17 protein-coding genes and 2 pseudogenes are annotated in these 19667 nt (G+C 34.0%); 6 read left to right on the forward strand and 13 right to left on the reverse strand.

Features of this window, described 5'->3' with window-relative positions:
- Positions 1-4: 4 nt before the first annotated feature.
- Together ACM6HU_RS19470 and ACM6HU_RS19475 are read right to left on the reverse strand one after the other, a co-directional pair.
- Entirely contained in the window at positions 5-589 is a 585-nt protein-coding gene (locus ACM6HU_RS19470) for a GNAT family N-acetyltransferase (RefSeq protein WP_016114573.1), read from the reverse strand.
- Between the two features lie 321 nt (positions 590-910).
- Positions 911-2383 carry a flavin monoamine oxidase family protein gene (locus ACM6HU_RS19475; RefSeq protein ID WP_033671834.1) on the reverse strand — a complete coding sequence of 491 codons (1473 nt, stop codon included), beginning with the start codon at positions 2381-2383 and terminating at the stop codon, positions 911-913.
- Positions 2384-2566: 183 nt separating this feature from the next.
- Between ACM6HU_RS19475 and ACM6HU_RS19480 the strand changes: the two genes are divergently transcribed.
- Positions 2567-2770 carry a DUF3896 family protein gene (locus ACM6HU_RS19480; protein WP_016114571.1) on the forward strand — a complete coding sequence of 68 codons (204 nt, stop codon included), beginning with the start codon at positions 2567-2569 and terminating at the stop codon, positions 2768-2770.
- Positions 2771-2862: 92 nt separating this feature from the next.
- Positions 2863-3864, forward strand: a complete 1002-nt coding sequence (locus ACM6HU_RS19485; protein WP_016114570.1) for an LLM class flavin-dependent oxidoreductase — start codon at positions 2863-2865, stop codon at positions 3862-3864.
- 54 nt (positions 3865-3918) lie between these two features.
- Here ACM6HU_RS19485 and ACM6HU_RS19490 read toward each other — a convergent pair whose 3' ends face one another.
- From ACM6HU_RS19490 to ACM6HU_RS19500, 3 genes are all read right to left on the reverse strand, one after another.
- Positions 3919-4869 (reverse strand): alpha/beta hydrolase, encoded by a 951-nt coding sequence (locus tag ACM6HU_RS19490; protein WP_016114569.1) that lies wholly within the window; start codon positions 4867-4869, stop codon positions 3919-3921.
- Between the two features lie 302 nt (positions 4870-5171).
- Positions 5172-5627: a DUF3939 domain-containing protein gene (locus tag ACM6HU_RS19495; protein ID WP_016114568.1), complete on the reverse strand. Its 456-nt coding sequence runs from the start codon at positions 5625-5627 to the stop codon at positions 5172-5174.
- A gap of 96 nt (positions 5628-5723) precedes the next feature.
- Entirely contained in the window at positions 5724-6167 is a 444-nt protein-coding gene (locus ACM6HU_RS19500) for a Dps family protein (protein WP_016114567.1), read from the reverse strand.
- A 240-nt stretch (positions 6168-6407) separates the two neighbouring features.
- Between ACM6HU_RS19500 and ACM6HU_RS19505 the strand changes: the two genes are divergently transcribed.
- Positions 6408-7448: a hypothetical protein gene (locus ACM6HU_RS19505; protein WP_016114566.1), complete on the forward strand. Its 1041-nt coding sequence runs from the start codon at positions 6408-6410 to the stop codon at positions 7446-7448.
- Between the two features lie 32 nt (positions 7449-7480).
- Here the strand turns inward: ACM6HU_RS19505 and ACM6HU_RS19510 are convergent, their stop codons facing one another.
- The 4 genes and pseudogenes from ACM6HU_RS19510 to ACM6HU_RS19525 form a co-directional block, all read right to left on the reverse strand.
- The gene (locus ACM6HU_RS19510) at positions 7481-7849 is read right to left on the reverse strand and encodes a DUF3979 family protein (protein ID WP_016114565.1); all 369 of its coding nucleotides are present in this window, start codon (positions 7847-7849) and stop codon (positions 7481-7483) included.
- Between the two features lie 332 nt (positions 7850-8181).
- The gene (locus tag ACM6HU_RS19515; protein WP_016114564.1) at positions 8182-8496 is read right to left on the reverse strand and encodes a hypothetical protein; all 315 of its coding nucleotides are present in this window, start codon (positions 8494-8496) and stop codon (positions 8182-8184) included.
- Between the two features lie 149 nt (positions 8497-8645).
- Positions 8646-9695 (reverse strand): ribosome small subunit-dependent GTPase A, encoded by a 1050-nt coding sequence (gene rsgA, locus ACM6HU_RS19520; RefSeq protein ID WP_016114563.1) that lies wholly within the window; start codon positions 9693-9695, stop codon positions 8646-8648.
- A gap of 179 nt (positions 9696-9874) precedes the next feature.
- Positions 9875-10401 (reverse strand): annotated as a pseudogene (locus ACM6HU_RS19525) (DinB family protein).
- A gap of 199 nt (positions 10402-10600) precedes the next feature.
- Here ACM6HU_RS19525 and ACM6HU_RS19530 point away from each other — a divergent pair.
- Positions 10601-10948 (forward strand): DUF4257 domain-containing protein, encoded by a 348-nt coding sequence (locus ACM6HU_RS19530; protein ID WP_016114561.1) that lies wholly within the window; start codon positions 10601-10603, stop codon positions 10946-10948.
- Positions 10949-11033: 85 nt separating this feature from the next.
- Positions 11034-11258 (forward strand): hypothetical protein, encoded by a 225-nt coding sequence (locus tag ACM6HU_RS19535; protein ID WP_016114560.1) that lies wholly within the window; start codon positions 11034-11036, stop codon positions 11256-11258.
- A 61-nt stretch (positions 11259-11319) separates the two neighbouring features.
- Here the strand turns inward: ACM6HU_RS19535 and ACM6HU_RS19540 are convergent.
- Positions 11320-11604: pseudogene (locus ACM6HU_RS19540) on the reverse strand (MFS transporter); the annotation flags it as partial.
- A gap of 577 nt (positions 11605-12181) precedes the next feature.
- On the opposite strand from ACM6HU_RS19540, the gene ACM6HU_RS19545 reads away from it, so the two are divergent.
- Positions 12182-13660 (forward strand): Lsa family ABC-F type ribosomal protection protein, encoded by a 1479-nt coding sequence (locus tag ACM6HU_RS19545; RefSeq protein ID WP_016114558.1) that lies wholly within the window; start codon positions 12182-12184, stop codon positions 13658-13660.
- Between the two features lie 564 nt (positions 13661-14224).
- On the opposite strand, the gene ACM6HU_RS19550 is transcribed toward ACM6HU_RS19545, so the two are convergent.
- From ACM6HU_RS19550 to ACM6HU_RS19560, 3 genes are all read right to left on the reverse strand, one after another.
- Complete coding sequence (locus ACM6HU_RS19550) at positions 14225-15175, reverse strand: S8 family peptidase (RefSeq protein ID WP_033671119.1); 951 nt, start codon at positions 15173-15175, stop codon at positions 14225-14227.
- 165 nt (positions 15176-15340) lie between these two features.
- The gene (locus ACM6HU_RS19555) at positions 15341-17482 is read right to left on the reverse strand and encodes an MMPL family transporter (RefSeq protein WP_414848397.1); all 2142 of its coding nucleotides are present in this window, start codon (positions 17480-17482) and stop codon (positions 15341-15343) included.
- Positions 17483-17747: 265 nt separating this feature from the next.
- Positions 17748-19628 carry an FtsX-like permease family protein gene (locus ACM6HU_RS19560; RefSeq protein WP_016114555.1) on the reverse strand — a complete coding sequence of 627 codons (1881 nt, stop codon included), beginning with the start codon at positions 19626-19628 and terminating at the stop codon, positions 17748-17750.
- Positions 19629-19667 lie beyond the last annotated feature (39 nt).

The following is a 19667-nucleotide window of genomic DNA, read 5'->3' on the forward strand; positions in this document are numbered from 1 at the left end:
TACTTTATAGCTCTTTTTTTTCATACCTGTTTCTTGTCATCGCAAACACACATGTATCCCTGAGTCCCTTACCATCTACTGCTACACTACTGCTTTCTAAAATCCCTTCTAATTTAAAACCTAGCTTCTCAGGTATCGCTCTACTTTTTACATTTCGCGAATCACAACGAATCTCTATCCGGTTTGCTTTCAACTCAGAAAAAGCATAATCCATAATACCTTGCGCAGCTTCTGTCATATAGCCTTTTCCGCCAAAACGCGAATCTATCCAATATCCAATTTCAAATCTTGGTATTTCCCAATCAATACGATGCAATCCAGAAGAAGCTACAAATTCACCTGTTTCTTTTAAAAATACTAGTAACCTTAAATCTTCCCTTTGTAAAAATTGAATATGTGACCTTCTTATACTCGCTTCGATTTCTTCTTCTGTTTGCTCTTTTTGAGCGAAAACCATCCACGGCTTCAGTTCTTCTATCGATGCATTGATAGCTTCATATACTACTTTTCCATCTCCTGGTTTCGGCATGCGAATAAGAAGCCTGTCTGTGTAAAATTCAGAAGGAAAATCAAGTAATAATGGATCCATTGCAAACACTCCCTATTATTCTTTTATATATAATAACATTTAACACTATATATAAATACAAATTTTAAAAACGGCATAAAATCTTTCTTTTTCAGATGGAAGAGAGCATCCGACCATGCATAGAAGCGGTCAGATCCTTTTCCTGCCCCATGCCCAGTGAAAACAAAGAGAGAAAACGAGTGCAAGTCACTTTTTTCTCCGTAGCAGCGACTTATGTAATAAATAACTTTTCTGAACTTCACTTATTTTCAAACCAAATTCATACATACCTATCTCTAGTTATATTCGTCACGACACTTTCCTTCCCCTTACTATTAATACTCATACAATCAATTGATTCACCTCTACCGCTGTACGTATTCCAGACTCAATCGCTCCTTGTATCCATCCATGATTAAGTGTTGTATGATCCCCAGCAAAATAAATTTTCCCTTCAGGTTTTACAATTTCCGGTTGCAATTCTGCTTCTTGACCAGCTTGAAAAATAGCAAACCCTCCTAACGCATACGGATCTAATGTCCAACTTTTGGATACTCCTGACACAAATTCATCATACACTTGACCACCTAATATAGTCGCCAAGTTATGTAATGTATAATAAATACGATCACCTTTCGATAATCCATCCCATAATAATGCATCATAAGACCATGTATAACTTCCAAGCATAATAGCAGGTCCCTTTGAACCAATACCATGACTCGGATAATATGCATAACGGATTGGTAAATCCGTTATAATCCTTCCTCCTAATTGACCCTGTTCTTCCCAAAAGCGACTTTTAAACTGAATTCCTATTTTAGTAGCAGCCATATAATGTAATTCGCGAATAGCTCTCCATTTTTCATGTGATACAGAATCGAAAGGATCAATTTCCACAAAGCGCATTGTGGAAAATGGAATTGTAATAATAACTAAATCACCTGTTATGCTGCTATATTCAAAGGTCTCTTCATGTCTGCAATATGCTGTCACACCTTTATCATATTGATGAATCTTCATTAATTTTTGATTATAAATAATATCTCTCTCTAACTGAGGCAAAAAAGATTTTGGTAATTTATCATTGCCCCCACTAATTTCACAAAAACCACTTTCTTGCTGCAAAATATATATAAAACGTAACGTTTCAACAAATGATCTTTCTAAAAATCCTTCTAAATCTAAAAGTACACCAATCATTTCAATTGCTACTGGTGAAAAATACGTATTATATTGATAAGGATGATATTTTAAAAACTGCGCTGTTGAATACTTCCCAAAGTCTTTTTCAACAATCCCCCAATTTTTATCTGGATTTCTTTTAATGAAATCAATAATTGGCTGCACTGCTAACAATAATAATTCTTCAGATGTTTTTCCTTCTTCATTCATCACTACTGGATATCTTAAAATACTTGGATTTTTCTCGTATTGTTGTAATGTCGTTTTTCTACCATTCACATAAATAATATCCGTCTCATTTCGATTAATAAAGGGGGTCACTTGTAGCCCAAACTTTCTTATATAAGCCATCGTTAATGTATGTATATATGGAATGCGCATTGCTCCAACATCTAAATATAATCCTGTGTCTTCCATTCTAATAGTCTCAATTCGGCCTCCTATACGGTTATTCGCTTCTAAAATTTTCACATGATGTCCTGCGCTTTTAAGTAAGGATGCTGATACTAAACCAGCCATTCCAGCACCAATTACAATGATTTGTTTTGGCTCTACTGTTTTCGGTAATCCCTTATCAATAATTCCCACCATTTCATCAGTTGTGACATGGGATTGTGTATGCACTCGCATCATTCCACCCCTTACTTTGAAAATACAAAACAGTGATTCTCTGAATTGTATTCATGAGTATAGTAGAACAACACATTTTTTTCTGAATATTCACTAATAATTCACAGAGATTTGCTCTCATCATCCCTTTCTTATCATATAATGAGGATATAGATAGGAAATGTAAGGAAGGGATTGATAAATATGAAACGTACTTACGACTATCCTGAAACAAAAAAACATTTAGAATTGAAAAAACAACTACTATGCAAAAAATTATTGGATGTAAATTTAGGTGAAGATGATCGTAATCAAATTAAGATGGAAATCGATAACTACGAATATATTTTAACATTAGTGGAAATGAATCATTATGAACGTGGAATTTCTCATAACAAGCGGATGTGAAAGCATTCACTTGTTCATGTGAGCATTTCTTTACGCATTTTTCGTAAGTAAATATATAATAGAATGTACATTAAGATAGAGAGGTATATTCTATGATTAAACTAAGTGTATTAGATCAATCCCCTATTTCCGATGGCAGTACAGCAACTGCAGCTTTTTCCAATACAGTAACACTTGCTCAAGAAGTGGAAAAACTAGGATTTACTCGCTTTTGGGTGTCTGAACATCATAATTCTGTCAGTTTAGCTGGTTCAAGTCCTGAAGTGCTCATATCTCATATTGCAGCGAAAACAAATCGCATCCGTGTGGGGTCCGGTGGCGTTATGCTTCCACACTATAGCTCATATAAAGTCGCTGAAAATTTCCGTGTATTAGAAGCGCTTTATCCAAATCGAATCGATCTTGGAGTTGGTAGAGCACCAGGTGGTATGCCCATCGCAACTCGCGCGCTGCAAGAAGGAAAAATGATTTCACTCGACCAATATCCAGAACAAATTCAGGATGTAGCCATGTACTTACATGACAACGCACCTGAAAATCATCAATATGCAAACCTAAAAGCTTCGCCTGTCATTCCTACTGCACCTGAAATATGGATGCTTGGATCCAGTGGAGAAAGTGCCATGATTGCAGCAAAACAAGGGGCTTCTTTTGTCTTTGCTCAGTTTATCAACGGCTATGGTGGTCCTGAAGTGATGAAAGCTTATCAAGAACAATTCCAGCCATCTTTCTTAGGAGACAAACCAAAATCAATTGTTTCTATTTTTGTTGTTTGTGGAGAAACGACTGAAGGAGCTGAGAAAATTGCGTCTAGTCTAGATTTATCAATTCTATTATTAGAACAAGGAAAACGCACAACTGGTACTCCTTCCATTGAAACAGCACAAAACTATCCTTATAGTGCCTATGATTTGTTCCGCATTAAAGAAAATCGGCAACGTATGATTGTAGGTGATCAACGTTACGTCAAAGAACAAATCTTAAACTTGAGTAAGGCTTACAATACTGAGGAATTTATGATTGTAACCATCACCCATCAATTTGAGGATAAATTAAAATCGTATCGTTTATTAGCAGAAGCTTTTCATTTATAATATACAAAAAAAGTGCGTCACATAAAGTGATGCACTTTTTTTGGCCTAAGTTTTTTATAAATCTGTACCCTCAATATATTTAACTGCTTCTTGTAAGATTTCTTCAAAATTCTCAGGGTAATCGTGATTTAAGTTAGAAATAACCTTATACTCATGATTTATATTTTTTGTTTCCAATCGTTTCACAAACTTCTGTGTACATGCAAAGCAATCTTCATCCTGATCTCCACAAATAATATATCCCTTAATACCTTTATCTTTCAATTTATCCAGCAAGTCTTCCCACTCTTCAATCTCAGGAATCCATGGCGCTACAAAAACAAAGCCTTTTACAATAATATGTTCGTTTAAGATTGCATGTAACGCAACTCTTGCTCCAGCGGAAAACCCTCCAATAATTACATGCTCTACCTCACCATGATTACTAGCTACAATACTTTCATAGTGCTCCTTTAACTCACGAGATCCCTTTTCTATATCATCCCATACGTATCCTTCTGAAAATTGAATTTGAGAAGACTGCGGTAATGCTAATAAATACCCTTGAGACACAACCGATTGCCAATATGGTTCTGCTATCTTTATATTTTCTTGATCACCATGCAATGCAATAAGTAGATTGTTATGAATACCGCTATTTCCTTGTACAACTTTCAAATCAAATTGTTCAGATTTCTTTGCTACTTCTTCTCTTTCTTTACATAACTGAATCATCTGATGAAATTCTTCATATCTATGAAGAGGGTTCAAATCGGCATCTGTAATTAAATACTCATACCCATACCAAAACTCATTTTCTACAATCGCTTCTTTCATTATATGTAAAGCTTCTTTCTCAAGCCCAGATGCGCTTGCTAATGCATATTTAAAATTATATATTTGAGCTTTATTACCAGTTATCTTATCAGCATTTTTGGTAATATAATGGTATGCTTCTAAACTACCATCCTTTGCATAACATTCTAATGTCTCATTTAACAAACCAATATAAGTAATCTTACTCATCCACACTTACCTCCCGTAACCTTTTTAGGAATATATACTTCTCTAACACGGTTTCAGTCATCCTAAGGTTCCGGTAAACATACTGTCAAATTTTGAATATCAGATTAACAGTAACTCCTCCTACTCTTAGGATGACGTTTGCTAACTGACTTACAATTTTTCATAATACATCACTCCTTTCTATCTCTTACATACAATTAAATGCTAAATTGACAGAAAAGTCAATCTATAAATTGAACTATACTATACTTTCACATTTCTTTTCACCAAAAAAACAACAATATATAATTGTTGTTTTCATGTTAAACAATACTTTTTTTACTTTTATCTGGCTGGCTTGAAACTAAATAATGCTTCTCTGAAATATATAATTTTCGCTTTAATATACGATCTAAATACGGCGCTAGTTTCATTCCACATATAAGACGATCCTCATCATCTTCTACAATAGGAAACATTTCTTTTTCTGTAACATATTGGTCTACTGCTCTTTGCACAAGATCAATCTCTTTTACGAGTTTTAGATTTTCTTCTGTATGTTCAAATACCTCGAGCGTTTCCTTCGTTATAATGAACGTATTTGTAGGAAATGCTGGTAAATACGGTTTTAACAAGTCATAATTCACTGTATAATCCTCATTGACTAATACTGTATAAACAATATTTGCATTTGTTTCCAGAAATTTAGCCATTGCTTGCTCTAATTCGTCTTTCGTAATTGACCTCTCCTCTTTTCCACTTTTGAAAAAGCGAAACATTGCATCGCCTCCTTTTTTACTATATTATACCATAGAAAGAAAGCTGAAAAATCATAAAAAAACCTATTGAAAGAATTTTCAATAGGTTTTGATGTCTTATTTTAAGAAGGCACTCAACATCCAAACATGTTGTTCTAATGTTGTATGAATAGCTAATAGCATATCTGCTGATGTTTCATCTTCAGCCTCATCCGCTACTTCCATACCTTCTTTTAATTCTTGAATGATTGCTGAGAAATCATTTACTAATGTTTTCACCATTTCTTCAGCTGATTCTTTACTTGTTCCTTCATGTACAGTAGATGTTTCTAAATACTCTTTCATTGTTGCTAGTGGTTTTCCTTCTAACGCTAAAATACGTTCTGCTAATTCATCAATATATGTTGCTGCTTCATTATAAAATTCTTCAAATTTTTCATGTAATGTAAAGAAGTGTGGGCCTGTCACATACCAGTGATAGTTATGAATTTTTACATATAACACATTCCAGTTTGCTACCTGCTTGTTTAATACTTCAACAACATTTGTTTTCGTACTCATTCAATCCACTCCTCTTTCTTTTTATAATTATTCTCTTTTAATAATACATTCTTATTGTACCATAAATTCCCTACTCGTCCAAATCATCCGCTTATATGTAACAAAGTTTTAACAACTTTAATCATTCCTAAATGTCGAGAAATCCATGTACCCTTTCTTGCACTTCATATGTCTAATTGTCCAAGCTCACACATATACATAATAATAGGTCAAGCTCATCATAGTAGAAAGAGGGATTACATGGATAATCAGCAATGGCAAGTAGCTAAAAAAGTTGCTGCTACTTATATTGGGACTGTCGTCGGAGCTGGATTTGCAACTGGGCGAGAGATTGTTGAGTTTTTTACGATTAACGGATTATACGGAACAATTGGAATATGCGTAAGTGGATTTTTTTTCATTTGGTTAGGAACGAAAATGATGTTGCTTTCTTCACAAATCGGTGCATTTTCCGCTCAGGAATTTAACAGATATTTATTTGGTGATGTATTTGGAAATGTGGTAAACACTTTGTTATTACTCGTACTTTTTGGTGTGACAAGTGTTATGCTATCAGGCGCTGGTGCTGTATTCGAAGAACAACTTCGGCTACCACGACAACTCGGTATTTTCATTACAGTTATCGCATGTATCATTATTGGTAGTCGTGGATTACAAGGTGTATTTGAAGTAAATACACTTGTAGTACCAATTATGATGATTTTCATTATCGGACTTGCTATTACAACTTTTATTCATGGCACAATACCTATCTTTAACACTATTCCTATAGAAAGTTGGAACATGAAATGGATAACAAGTCCACTTACATATGTCGCCTTAAATCTTTCTCTCGCCCAAAGTGTTCTAGTACCGTTAGCAAGTGAAGTAAAAGATCGAAAAGCGATTCTATGGGGCGGAATTTTAGGAGGAGCTGGACTATGCTTTATTCTATTATGTAGTCATTTAGCCATTTTATCTGTTGACCAATTTTATCAATATAATATTCCTATGGCTGAAGTAGTAAGAAGATTTAATGCTACTTTCCATTTCTTCTTTGTCCTGATTATTTTTGGAGAAGTGTTTACAACATTAGTTGGAAATGTATTTGGGATGACAAAACAAATGCAATCTATCACTGGCTGGAAAAACAACAATATTATTTATTTTATTTTACTAATTAGTTATTGTTTTAGCTATATTGGTTACAGTGAACTTCTTCACATCTTGTATCCAATAATCGGATGGGTTAGCATCATCCTTCTTCCAATTATCGCATATAAACAGCTAGAGAAAACATAGTAAAAAAGCATCCGTTATGTACGGATGCTTTTTTACTCACAATCTTCACAAACTTCCCAATACAAAGCCATTTCTACTGCGAGGAATGGCTTTAATTGTAACCGAATCATTCGGCTTGGCATACGCTCTAAAACAAACTGAATACCTTCTCCATCCTCTTCTAACTCGGTTTTTAAGATTACTATTCGTTGTATAGTTGTAATCGGCTGACCCTCTTTATATAAAGTAATTCGCAACTCATCATATTCATTAAAAAACAATTCTACACTCATATGTTCTGTTGATACACTATTAACAATTGAGTACTTACCATCTTCTTCTTGGATTACATATTTCCAGCCATTTTTTCCATCTTCCATTGGAGCAGCTTGAAATAATGACATTAAATCCTCGTATAGCATAAGATAACCCCTCTCTTACTAAAAAACGATGAGTATTTTATATACCCTTTTTCTCTATCACTATCAAGCTTATTGTACCATACATCAATTGACTTGCTATATTCTTCTGCCTATTATACTACACTACTTTTATCCCGCTATTTGCTGGCAGTAACACTCCCACCTCAAAATTCAGCGAAAGCTAAGAAATTAGGTTGAGGATGAACTACCAGTAAAAGCCCGATTGGTGAAGGCTGATAATCAGTGGGGAGAAGAAAAACCTCACTGATTAAAGTTTTACTGTATATAAATCATGAAAAAACAGGAATGACATTTATCATTCCTGTTTTTCATCAAAATACTTTCCCTATAGCAACTAAAGCTAATACCACTATCAAGCTGGCGAATAGTACCGATACAATAAAGCTAAAAATCGGTAATGTTTTCTTTTCATTCTTTTTAAACAATAGTCTTAAACTAATCACGATATTTAATGGTACAAATATGAAATAAAAATATTTAATAATTTGCATTGCACCACTCGAACTATTTAAAAGTGTTTTAAGTACAAACACCTCAATCAAAAAGATAAGAAAAAATGAAATACTTAACCAAAATGAGGCATAGCTAAGCCAAGAATGTCTTTTCGTTCCCCAATACACTCCCATACTCTTCTCCTTTATAAATAGTCTACTTTTCAATAATTATACATACTTATAACAAATTCCTTTATTTTTCGACTATAACTGTCTATTTTTATAGAATAAATGACAAAAAACCAAAAGCATTCTATTAGCTTTTGGCTTCTCATTCTATTCTACTTTCTCCGATTCTGCTTCGCTATTTTTTTCCACTTCTCCCGCTCAGCACGAGCAAGCGCTAGATCTTGTTTTCTCATTGCGTATGCAATTTCCCTTTGCAATTTTTTATAATTCTGCAAACGGTTTGCTTCTAAAACCCCCTCATCAATAGCGGTGCGAACTGCACACCCAGGCTCATTTTCATGCTGGCAATCACGAAAACGGCACTTTTCTGCAAATTTTTCAATATCAGAAAACGTCGCATGAATCGCTTCGCTTCCCTCCCATAGTTGAAGTTCTCGCATTCCTGGCGTATCAATTACTAAACCACCACTTGGTAATTGAAACAACTCACGATGTGTCGTAGTATGTCGTCCTTTACTATCCTCTTCGCGAATACCACCTGTTTTCGCAACTTCACTTCCCATTAATGCATTTAGCAAAGTAGATTTCCCGGCGCCTGAAGAACCAACAAGAGCAATCGTTTTGCCAGAAGCGACAAATTGTTGTAAGGACTCAATTCCCGCTTGCTGTAAACTATCCACTGCAAAGATTGGAACACCAATAGCTATTGCCTCTGTTTCCAATATCTTTTGCTCCACATCTTCACACAAGTCACATTTCGTCAAAACAATAACAGGCATTGATCCACTTTCATAAGCTAATAATAAATAACGTTCAATTCTTCTTACATTAAAATCATGATTAAGCGCATTTACTAAAAATAGATAATCAACATTTGCTGCCACAATCTGTTCAACCGTTCTTTCGCCAGCTGCTTGCCTAGAAAAGGAACTTTTTCTTTGAAAAACACTATGAATAATTGCCTTGCTTTCTTCTTTTATTTTCTTTATATGCACCCAATCACCAACTGCTGGATAATCACCTTTATCTAATGCTTCATGACGAAACTTTCCAGATAACTCTGCCATATATTCGCCATCATCACAAATAATACGGTACATGTGCTTATGTTCAAGTAAAATTCGACCTATTTCATACTTTTCTAAAGATTGATCCTCAAAAAAAGAATCCCATCCGAATGTTTCTAAACAATTTTGCTTCAAATCTATATCCTCCCTATTTTGAGATCAGTGGAAGGATGACGCGATTCTTTACAAAGTCTCGCTCTTTCCGTCCACCTTTGTATTTACTTTAACATCCATATAAATCATCGCCATAATACATCACTCCGTTCTTAGTTTAGTTAATCTCATTATATGTAATATTATTTTGAAAAGCTACTTTATTTAACCGAATTTTCAGATATACACTTTTTTATCGTCCTTATTTGTCCGCGATGGCTGATTTCATCTTCTAGTACATGGAACCACAAATAGTACTGATTATATATGCCCCCGTTATCCCATCGACCTTCTGACATTAACCAAGCATCATCTTTTTCTTTTAAATATCGCAGCGATTCTTCTCGAACTTTATTAAAAAGTTGTACGTAGTATTGCACCTCATGCCCACGAATTCTTCTCCCGCTTCTCCTAAAAAAAGAGCGTCATTCCATCCCTTCAACTCCTCTTTTGTAAAATCTCGGTTCTGGAAAGAAATGAGCTGATGAACTTTTTCTATTGCGGCAATATGTTTTAGCAATGCGCCGATAGAATTTCCACCATCGACCAAGATAAAATCTAAATTTTCTACTGTTAAATCTTTTATCTCATACAATGTAACCGCTCTCGCATGCTCAAGCATACTAACAAGTTGTCCTACATTTGGCGTATAATTCTCCATACTTCGTATTCGGTAATCTATTTTCATTTTTCCGCCCTCCTTTTCTAGATTTTATGATAATGAAAAAGAACGTCACATAATAGACTGAAATATACCAGAATTTTCTGTTATAATAAAAATGAACGAGCATGTAGCCAAACCAAATTTTCTCAATATACTTATATAAAATTTAAAAAGGAATACGGATGTAAAAAACGAATCTTATTCACTAAAAGGAGTGGATTTGATGGAGATGTATCAATGGCTAACTGCTGTTCTCATTGGTGGCATGACTGGTTTCGTTTCCCATCTTATCAATAACCAAGGCAAGTTATTGCTTCCACGCCGTTTAAAAACATTTTTTCATCTTGGGTTTTTCACTGATATTTTGACTGGTAGTCTTGCTGCACTTCTGGGACTCGTCTTATTTGATGTGATTACTATAAAAGAAATTATTAAAGTGTCCATTGTCACTGCCATTTCAGGGCAAACATTCTTACTTCATCAAGCCCTCGGCGGTGAACAGGCCAAAAACACACAGATTAGTAAAGTCGATGAAAAAATTCAAGAAATTGACAAATTATTACGGCGTTAATCTATACTTCATTTAAAAATTACTGTTATAATGAGGAATAAATATTTCTGAATTGCGTCGTCTGTCAGAAGAAAGGGTGTTTCGTATGCCAAAAAAGAAAATAGAAGATTTCTTAACAGACTCTGAAAAAGAGGAACTGATAGAAAACTATAAATGTTTACGAGCAGCCCGCACAAAGCGCGAAGCTAACTATTTTGGTGAGGCAGTCAATCACCTATTGGATAAAGCCCAAAAACGAATTATTGAAGAAGCAGGAATCGAAGATGAAAATGCTGCAACTGTTCAATCTAAACGAAAAGCACTGTTTTAGTAATGTGCCTAAAACAGTGCTTTTCACCCTTTTGTTCACATAATATTTTTATGGTTTCCCTTTAAGAAACAGCCCTCTGTTTTTCTCCTACTTCTTTCTTTATGTATCGATCACTTTTTCTAAACACTAGTAATGAAAAAACATATAAAGCAGCCGTAAAATAGCCAATTGATATAAAATTATGGAACGATGCAAATAGCATTCCCCCTACTGCCGCTCCAATTGTTTGTCCAATATACATAGAAGAGTTTGCTAACGCTGCCCCTGTTCCTCTAGCTGTGCTAGATATCTTTTGCAAATGACTCATCATTAGTACAAATAAAATTCCTGTGATAAAAAATAAAATCTGTTTATCTAAGGGGAGGATTTTTTTATGGAGGGGAAGTATAAAGAAAGAAGGAATATACATTGTTGATTCTAAAGAAGTAGTTAACAGTAATTTGAGGTAAAGATGATTGTGATATTGCATTCCATAAAAAAGAATGTTACTCTAAAAATAGAATTATGAGAGGACTGATGGATGAATAATGATTAACTAATCGATATTTTAATTTGAAATTAATAACTTCAAACTACAAAATATAGGGTTAGTCTATCCATTTTTCACAAATCAGTTCATACTTTATTTGTCATGATTCCAATGATTAATAAGGACTTATTAAGTATAAGTGAACTACTAATCCTTCCGATTACAAATTGGGAGGATTTTTTATTCTCTTATAGGTAAGTTGATATTTATTAATCCGTAACTGTAACCTTACAAATAAAGGAGAGAAAAAAATGAGTAATTCAGACACTATTGTTACACATGTAATGCTCTATATAAGTCGTTAATATCCATCAAACTTATATGGAGGAATTAAAAAATTGATGGATATTCCGACTTTATATGAAAAGTGTTGATATATAAAGGAGGAATTATTATGTCAATGATAAAAGTTCAAGACTTAACTTTTTCATACCCAGGTAGCTTTGATAATATTTTTGAAGGTGTAAACTTTCAAATAGATACGGATTGGAAACTAGGGTTTATTGGTAGAAACGGACGAGGTAAAACGACATTCTTTAATTTATTATTAGGTAATTATGAGTATAGTGGGAAAATCACTTCTTCGGTAGAATTTAATTATTTCCCTTACCCAGTTTCGGATAAGAACAAGTTCACTCATGAAATCCTTGAAGAAATTTGTCCCCAAGCAGAAGATTGGGAATTTCTGCGTGAAATATCCTATTTAAATGTTGATGCCGAGGCCATGTATCGACCATTTAAAACATTATCAAATGGAGAACAAACAAAGGTGTTGCTTGCTGCACTGTTTTTGAATGAGGGTCAATTTCTATTAATTGATGAGCCAACAAATCATCTAGACACTGATGCACGAAAGATGGTCTCTAATTATCTAAGGAAGAAAAAAGGGTTTATTTTGATTTCACATGACAGAATCTTTTTAGATGGATGCGTTGACCATATCTTATCTATAAATAGAGCAAATATTGAAGTTCAAAGTGGTAACTATTCTTCTTGGAAGTTAAATTTTGATAGACAGCAGGAACACGAAGAGGCTACAAATGAGCGTCTTCAAAAAGACATAGGGAGATTAAAACAGTCTTCAAAGCGTTCAGCAGGTTGGTCTCATCAAGTGGAAGCTTCCAAAAATGGAACAAGGAATTCAGGATCTAAGTTAGATAAGGGTTTTGTAGGACATAAAGCGGCCAAGATGATGAAGAGAGCGAAGAGCCTTGAATCAAGGCAACAAAAAGCAATTGAAGAAAAGTCAAAATTACTAAAAAATGTGGAGAAAACTGAGTCGTTAAAATTAGAACAATTGAAATTTCAGTCAAATGAATTGGTTGTTTTGACTGATGTGTCTGTTAAGTATGATGACCAAATAGTAAATGAACCAATTAGCTTCATAGTTGAACAAGGGGACCGATTTGTACTTGATGGAAAGAATGGAAGCGGGAAAAGTAGTATCCTAAAACTACTTCTAGGACATCCAATACAGCATACAGGCTCAGTTAATTTAGGTTCAGGACTCATCATTTCCTATGTCCAACAAGATACTTCTCATTTGAAGGGATCGTTATCGGACTTTATTGAAGAACACGAGATTGATGAGACGTTATTTAAATCCATCCTACGTAAGATGGATTTTGACCGAATTCAATTTGAGAAAGATATATCTTATTATTCTGGTGGACAAAAGAAAAAGCTGCTTATTGCTAAAAGTTTATGTGAAAAAGCTCATTTATATATATGGGATGAACCATTAAATTTTATTGATATTTATTCGCGTATGCAGATTGAAGAGCTTATTCAACAATTTAATTCCACAATGGTTATTGTTGAGCATGATAAGGCATTTCAACAAACAGTTGCAACAAAAACTATATCTATATAGTTCAAAGTGAATGATTGAAGATATAATCAGTAAATCAAGTCATTAAACTATAGGGCGCTTTAATGGAGTGATGAAAAAAGCCTAATTTCTCTACAATAAATTGAGAAATTAGGCTTTTTAATAGGAAAAGTAGGATACATATTAACAGAATGCACTCATAAATGGGAATATGATATAAGACCATAAGGTTTTCCTACTATTAAAGAAGATGTTTAGGTTTGAATGATACAGGATTAGTTGTGTAATATTACCAATTGTGAATATAAAATAAAGTCACTACTTGGTTTATCTAGAGGTTAATCAATTAACAGGTATTGTAGTTGAACAAGCAATACAATAAATGATTAAACTTATTTATAAAAAAATAATTCGTTAGAATATTTTAAGAGCAAGTTTTGATCAATCTTTTTTCAAAACATCGCGACTTTATTTAAAATCAACATTCAAACCAACAAAAAAGACCGTACATATTATACATATCATATATGTGCAGTCCTTTTATTTTGATTTACTAAAACGTTATGACTCTAAGATAAGTCTAAATGAGATGTTTTTTAATAGCAATTATTCTTTTAATAAATCTATTAAACCATTTCCTTCAGATGTTCGCTCATATCCTAATGGTACAGTACGTTTAATGAGTTGTGCATAGATTTCTGGTTCTGATAACTTTCTTCCATATTCTCTTTCACATTGTTTGATCAGAAGGGCTAATGCTCCCGCAATATGCGGCGTTGCCATTGACGTCCCACTTAATACCGCATACTTTCCTTCAGGATAAGTAGAAAGTATTTCTTCTCCTGGAGCGACTAAATCAATTTCCTGATTTGAATTACTAAAACAAGCAAGTTTCCTTTCTAAATTAACAGCACCTACTTCAATTACTTCTGAATAAGCACCTGGAAAGTCTAATTCCTCTGTTTCATCACTGCAATCTCCATTATTTCCTGCTGCACATACAACGAGTACGTCCTGTTTCACCGCATGTTGAATGACTTCATGTAACTCTGGAACATCTTGTGGCCCGCCGAGTGACATAGAAATGATTCGTACCCGTTCTTGATTAGGCCCTCTCCAGCGCACTGCATAATCAATAGCCTCAATAATTTGTTGATAGCTTCCTGAACCATCTCCTGATAATACTTTTAACACTAATAACTTTGCAAGTGGAGCAACGCCCAGTACCCCTACCCCATTTTCTGCTGCTGCAATTGTTCCTGCAACATGCGTACCGTGACCATTATTATCAAGATAGATTTTCGGGTCCCCTTCATAATCTTCAGTAAAATTTCTCCCGCCAATAATTCGATCTTTTAAATCAACATGATTTATATCACAACCTGTATCTAAAACAGCAACGACAATGTCTTTTCCTTTTGCACTCTTTTCCCAAGCACCAGGAGCATGAATCAGTTGTACACCTGGTGGGATTTCGTTCACTTGCTCTATTACTTTATCGACCGTAAACGGAATTAATTGAATACCTTTTTGTTTATTCGCTGTACTACTGTTCACTATAACCCCTCCTAAAAATATATTATCCTCTCCACTGAATGCGCTTACATTTATAAATAACATTCGTTTTCTCACTTCCATTTTCCTGCTTCAAGATTTTTCTCAATACAAAAACGTCTTTCCCCTCAAATATTCTGACGAAAAAGACGTTTTTGAAATCCTATATTACTTCATTTTTTGCGGCCACAAACTCCATTTCTTTAATAAAAGCATAATTGCTGGAACAAGTAATGTCCGTACAAAAAATGTATCGATAATAACCCCTAGTGCAACTACAAATCCAAACATAAACAGCTCTAATAAGGGCTGAGTAGTTAATACAGCAAATGTAGCCGCTAATATGATACCAGCAGAAGAAATGACGCCTCCTGTCGCTGTTAACCCATTTTCAATGGCTGTTCGTAGTGAATGGTGTGTAGCTTCTTCCCTAATGCGTGAAACAAGCATAATATTGTAATCAACCCCAAGTGCAACAAGGAATACAAATGTATATAATGGAATGCGATAACTCATGTCAGTATATCCAAACAAATGCTGGAATAAGAACATACTAAGCCCTAATGCCGCACAATATGATAACAATATCGTTCCAATCATATAAATTGGTGCAATGAGTGATTTTGTTTGAATACCTAATAAAATAAAAATTAAGATAGAGATTAACACAACGATTAATGTTGTATCATGATTATTAATGTCATGCAGATCCGCTTGCTTTGCTGTTTCACCTGCGAAATAAACATGACCATCCTTTACAAATTCACTTTCTTTACTTTGAAGCGATTGAATCGTGTCCATTGCTTGTAATGAGTATGGTTGATCTTTTAAAATTAATTGTACTTTTGCCGCTTTTCCATCCTCAGACAATAATTGACTTGTGTTCTTTTTAATCGTTTCAATAGAAGGATTCAACCCTTCTACACCTTTTTGTTTGTCTAGCTTTTCTACAAACTGTACGATTTCTTCATTTGATAATTTTCCCTCTTTATTTACTACAACTGTAATTGGTGCCAATTGACCAGGAGAGTATTTCTTTTCAATTAATTCATATCCTTGTCTGGATTCTAAATTGTCCGGGAAAGACTTTAATAGATTGAATGAATACTTAATTTGAAAAATATTCATTGAGCATACAATTAGAAATACAGCAACCGCTCCTCCAATAATATATGGTCTACTTACTACGGCATGACTCACCTTTTTCCATATCACGTGTTTTTCTTTTTGCTGCCCAACCTTTGGAATAAACGGCCAGAATGCTTTTCTACCAAACAACGTAAAGAGGGCAGGTAGTAATGTAATTCCACCTAGAATAATGACAACAAGCGCAATAGAAAATAGCGGGGCGAAGTTTCGATAACCATTATATACTGCGAAAAACAGCATTAACATCGAAGCAAGCACAGTACTCCCACTAAAGAAAATCGGTTCGCCTACCCTTCTCATCGCTTGCTTCATACTTTCATATTTATCTTCACGCTTTTGCAACTCTTCCTTGTACCTTGCAAAAATAAATAAAGCATAATCCGTTAACGCCGCAAATAATAAGATTGACATAATCGACAAGGATTGTGATTTTATTTCGAGGCCAAATTCACCAAATAAACCAAGGGTTCGGTCGATTACTTGGTACACAATAATTGCCGCTATGAGTGGAATAACTGCTAATAGTGGCGAACGATAAATCATAATTAATAATACAAAAATCAACCCAATTGTTGATAATAGAAGTACTACATCAGCATTTTTAAAAATTTCTAACGTATCCGCAGCAATCCCTGCTGGACCAGTTATTTTTGCCTCCATATTAGAAGGTAATTCCTGTTTTAATTCCTTTTTCATTTGCTTTACCGTATTATGAATCTCTTCTACTTCTAAATTACTTGTCATTGTTACAGGTAAAATAAAACTTGTTTTATCTTCAGATAAAAAGCCCTTTAACATTTGGACTGGCATTTCACTGATTGGAACAATTTTCTCAACATGTTTGATTTTCTTACCTTCTAGTTTCTCAGCCATTCCTTGAATACTATGTAACTGTTCTTCCTTCATTTCCTCTTTTTGATCAAATACAATAATAGCCGGTAATCCTTCATCATTTGGAAAATACTTTTCTACTTGTTTTTCAGCTTGCAAGGATGCTGCGCTTTCCGGAATGCCATCACCACTTACATTATTTGCGTATTTCTTTGCTGGTTTGGAGACTCCTGTTAGTACAAGCATAATAATAATCCAAGATACAACAATGATTTTCGCACCTTTTTTACTACTCGCAAAGTCTATTGTGCTCTGTAACCATTTCAACATACAAACCCTCCTTACACATTATTAACATTTAATAAAATTAATTAATAACTTTACACTATATGTATATTGCCTTCTTACAAACAAATAAAGTGTAGGACAAATATATGTGAAAAACAAGACTGTTCACAAAAACTACAAATCATTATTTGTATATGCAATTATTAAAAAATTACATGTAAACTCTTAAAAATATCCAAGTTTTTATTTATATAATAAAAATTCCCCTAACCTCATGTGTTAGGGGAATTTTATGAACTACTATATGTTAACTCATCCGCAATCTTTCCTTCAATTGCTTTAAATAACGAGATCGTATCAAAATGAAATATACAATTTGAATTCCTACAAATATACTTAATACAATTGCATTCTCTTTTAACAGCGAATACTCAAACATTTGTCCCAAAGTTGTTAATGCAACTGCACCGTGTAACGTTGCAACACCAATCGGAACAAAGAATAATAACGCTAATCGAATGGTTACTACTTTTGCTAACTCACCACTTGTTAATCCTACTTTTCGAATAGAATCAAATAAACGATAATCATCTTCTAAGTCAGAGAATAGGCGGAAGTATAGAAAGCTACCTGCACAAACAAAGAATACAATTCCGATAAAGAATCCTACAAATAAAACAGGTCCAGCAAATTGTAAAGCCTGATTTTGATCATATTCTGCCGCACTAAACCTTGAATGTTCTTGATAAGGTTTTATTTGGTTTGTGAGTTCTTTTCCAGCTTCAATTTCATTTTTTGTTTCCTTTGTTTTATACATGTAATCTTTTACTTCTTTGAATCCATCTTGTAGTAGATTATATTGAGTTTCTGAAACTACATAGATATTTCCAGTAAGTACTTTACCAAGAGAAGATGTGTTAACTTTTTTTACCTGCAACGATTTGTTATCATTCGGTAATTCAATTGTTGTTCTCTCTTTTTTCGGTGGACCTGGTATTTCTATCGATAGAAATAGTACTGCATTTTCAGTTAATAAATCAACTGGCTCCCCCGTTAACTTTGCATACTTTTTATAATCAGATTCTCTTACAAATGTCGCATCTCTTAGTGGTTTATTTTCAGTTTTCTTTGATACAATATCTATTTTTTCAGCAGATATCTTATGTTTCTTCAATGTTTGCCCAATGGCTTGTACATGCTGTAATTCGTTTCCATTCTCCTGTGCAGAGTGATAATGAAATGCAATCGGTTGATCCATCACTCCTTTTGTCATGGAAGCAAAACCAACTAACGTACCTATAGCTGAAAAAGCAACGGTCGAAATAATCGTTACAATAAAGAACATCCTTGCATTATCCCTCATTCGATACGCTAAATCTGAAAGAGTAATAATATTCGTTCTCGTCCAATACAACCGTTTACTCTTTTTACATGCTCGAATAATAAATACACTGAGCTGCTTATACAGTAAATATGTACCAATAATGACAACTGTCGTTACGGGAATCAACATAATAAAAACCATTACACCATGCGAAGTTAAAGCACCTATATATCCCACTCCAAGCAATACTATAGCTAAGAACGAAGAAATAATTGAAGCTTTTGGTTCAGGCTTTGCTTTTACTGAGCCTCTAAACAATTTCATGATTTGATTTTTACGAATCATCCCTGCACTAAAGAAAGAAATGATAATAAATAATATGAAAAACATAATGCTTGTTACACCGATTGCTGTTGTTGGTACATAGTATGATAAAGATAGATCTAACTTTAATAATAATGGCGCTACCAAAATCAATATACCCGAAAACAGCATGCCACAAATGATACCTGTAATAATTGCAGCGATACCGATCATAACATTTTCAAAAAAGATAAGACGCTTTAATTGAAATTTCGTCATACCTAGCATCATTAAAATCCCTAATTCACGCTTTCTTGTTTTTAAAAACATTCCCATTGAATACAAAATAAAGAAAAACGTAAAAAGATAAATAATGGCCTGTGCAACAGACATACTTACAAATACATATTGACCTAATTGGCCTGCGCTTAATGCAGGATGAAAAGCAAAAAATGAGTAAACAAAAAAGGCCATAATTGCAAATGTACTACTCAAAAAATAAGCTGAATACGTTCGTCTATTTCGCGTTACATTACGAAACGCTAATTCTCTAATATTCATATTGTACCTCCGCTCTTTCAATAACTATATCGCTATCAT

Source organism: Bacillus sp. IT-79MI2 (assembly GCF_949768135.1).
Taxonomy (GTDB): Bacteria; Bacillota; Bacilli; order Bacillales; family Bacillaceae_G; genus Bacillus_A; species Bacillus_A pseudomycoides.

Coding starts and splice junctions, on each gene's coding strand:
- ACM6HU_RS19510 (WP_016114565.1), bottom strand. CDS start 7,849: ATGCTATACGAGGATTTAATGTCATTATTTCAAGCTGCTCCAATGGAA.
- ACM6HU_RS19470 (WP_016114573.1), bottom strand. CDS start 589: ATGGATCCATTATTACTTGATTTTCCTTCTGAATTTTACACAGACAGG.
- ACM6HU_RS19535 (WP_016114560.1), top strand. CDS start 11,034: ATGCCAAAAAAGAAAATAGAAGATTTCTTAACAGACTCTGAAAAAGAG.
- ACM6HU_RS19505 (WP_016114566.1), top strand. CDS start 6,408: ATGGATAATCAGCAATGGCAAGTAGCTAAAAAAGTTGCTGCTACTTAT.
- ACM6HU_RS19545 (WP_016114558.1), top strand. CDS start 12,182: ATGTCAATGATAAAAGTTCAAGACTTAACTTTTTCATACCCAGGTAGC.
- ACM6HU_RS19500 (WP_016114567.1), bottom strand. CDS start 6,167: ATGAGTACGAAAACAAATGTTGTTGAAGTATTAAACAAGCAGGTAGCA.
- ACM6HU_RS19475 (WP_033671834.1), bottom strand. CDS start 2,383: ATGCGAGTGCATACACAATCCCATGTCACAACTGATGAAATGGTGGGA.
- ACM6HU_RS19530 (WP_016114561.1), top strand. CDS start 10,601: ATGGAGATGTATCAATGGCTAACTGCTGTTCTCATTGGTGGCATGACT.
- ACM6HU_RS19560 (WP_016114555.1), bottom strand. CDS start 19,628: ATGAATATTAGAGAATTAGCGTTTCGTAATGTAACGCGAAATAGACGA.
- ACM6HU_RS19495 (WP_016114568.1), bottom strand. CDS start 5,627: ATGTTTCGCTTTTTCAAAAGTGGAAAAGAGGAGAGGTCAATTACGAAA.
- ACM6HU_RS19515 (WP_016114564.1), bottom strand. CDS start 8,496: ATGGGAGTGTATTGGGGAACGAAAAGACATTCTTGGCTTAGCTATGCC.
- ACM6HU_RS19485 (WP_016114570.1), top strand. CDS start 2,863: ATGATTAAACTAAGTGTATTAGATCAATCCCCTATTTCCGATGGCAGT.
- ACM6HU_RS19490 (WP_016114569.1), bottom strand. CDS start 4,869: ATGAGTAAGATTACTTATATTGGTTTGTTAAATGAGACATTAGAATGT.
- ACM6HU_RS19555 (WP_414848397.1), bottom strand. CDS start 17,482: ATGTTGAAATGGTTACAGAGCACAATAGACTTTGCGAGTAGTAAAAAA.
- ACM6HU_RS19480 (WP_016114571.1), top strand. CDS start 2,567: ATGAAACGTACTTACGACTATCCTGAAACAAAAAAACATTTAGAATTG.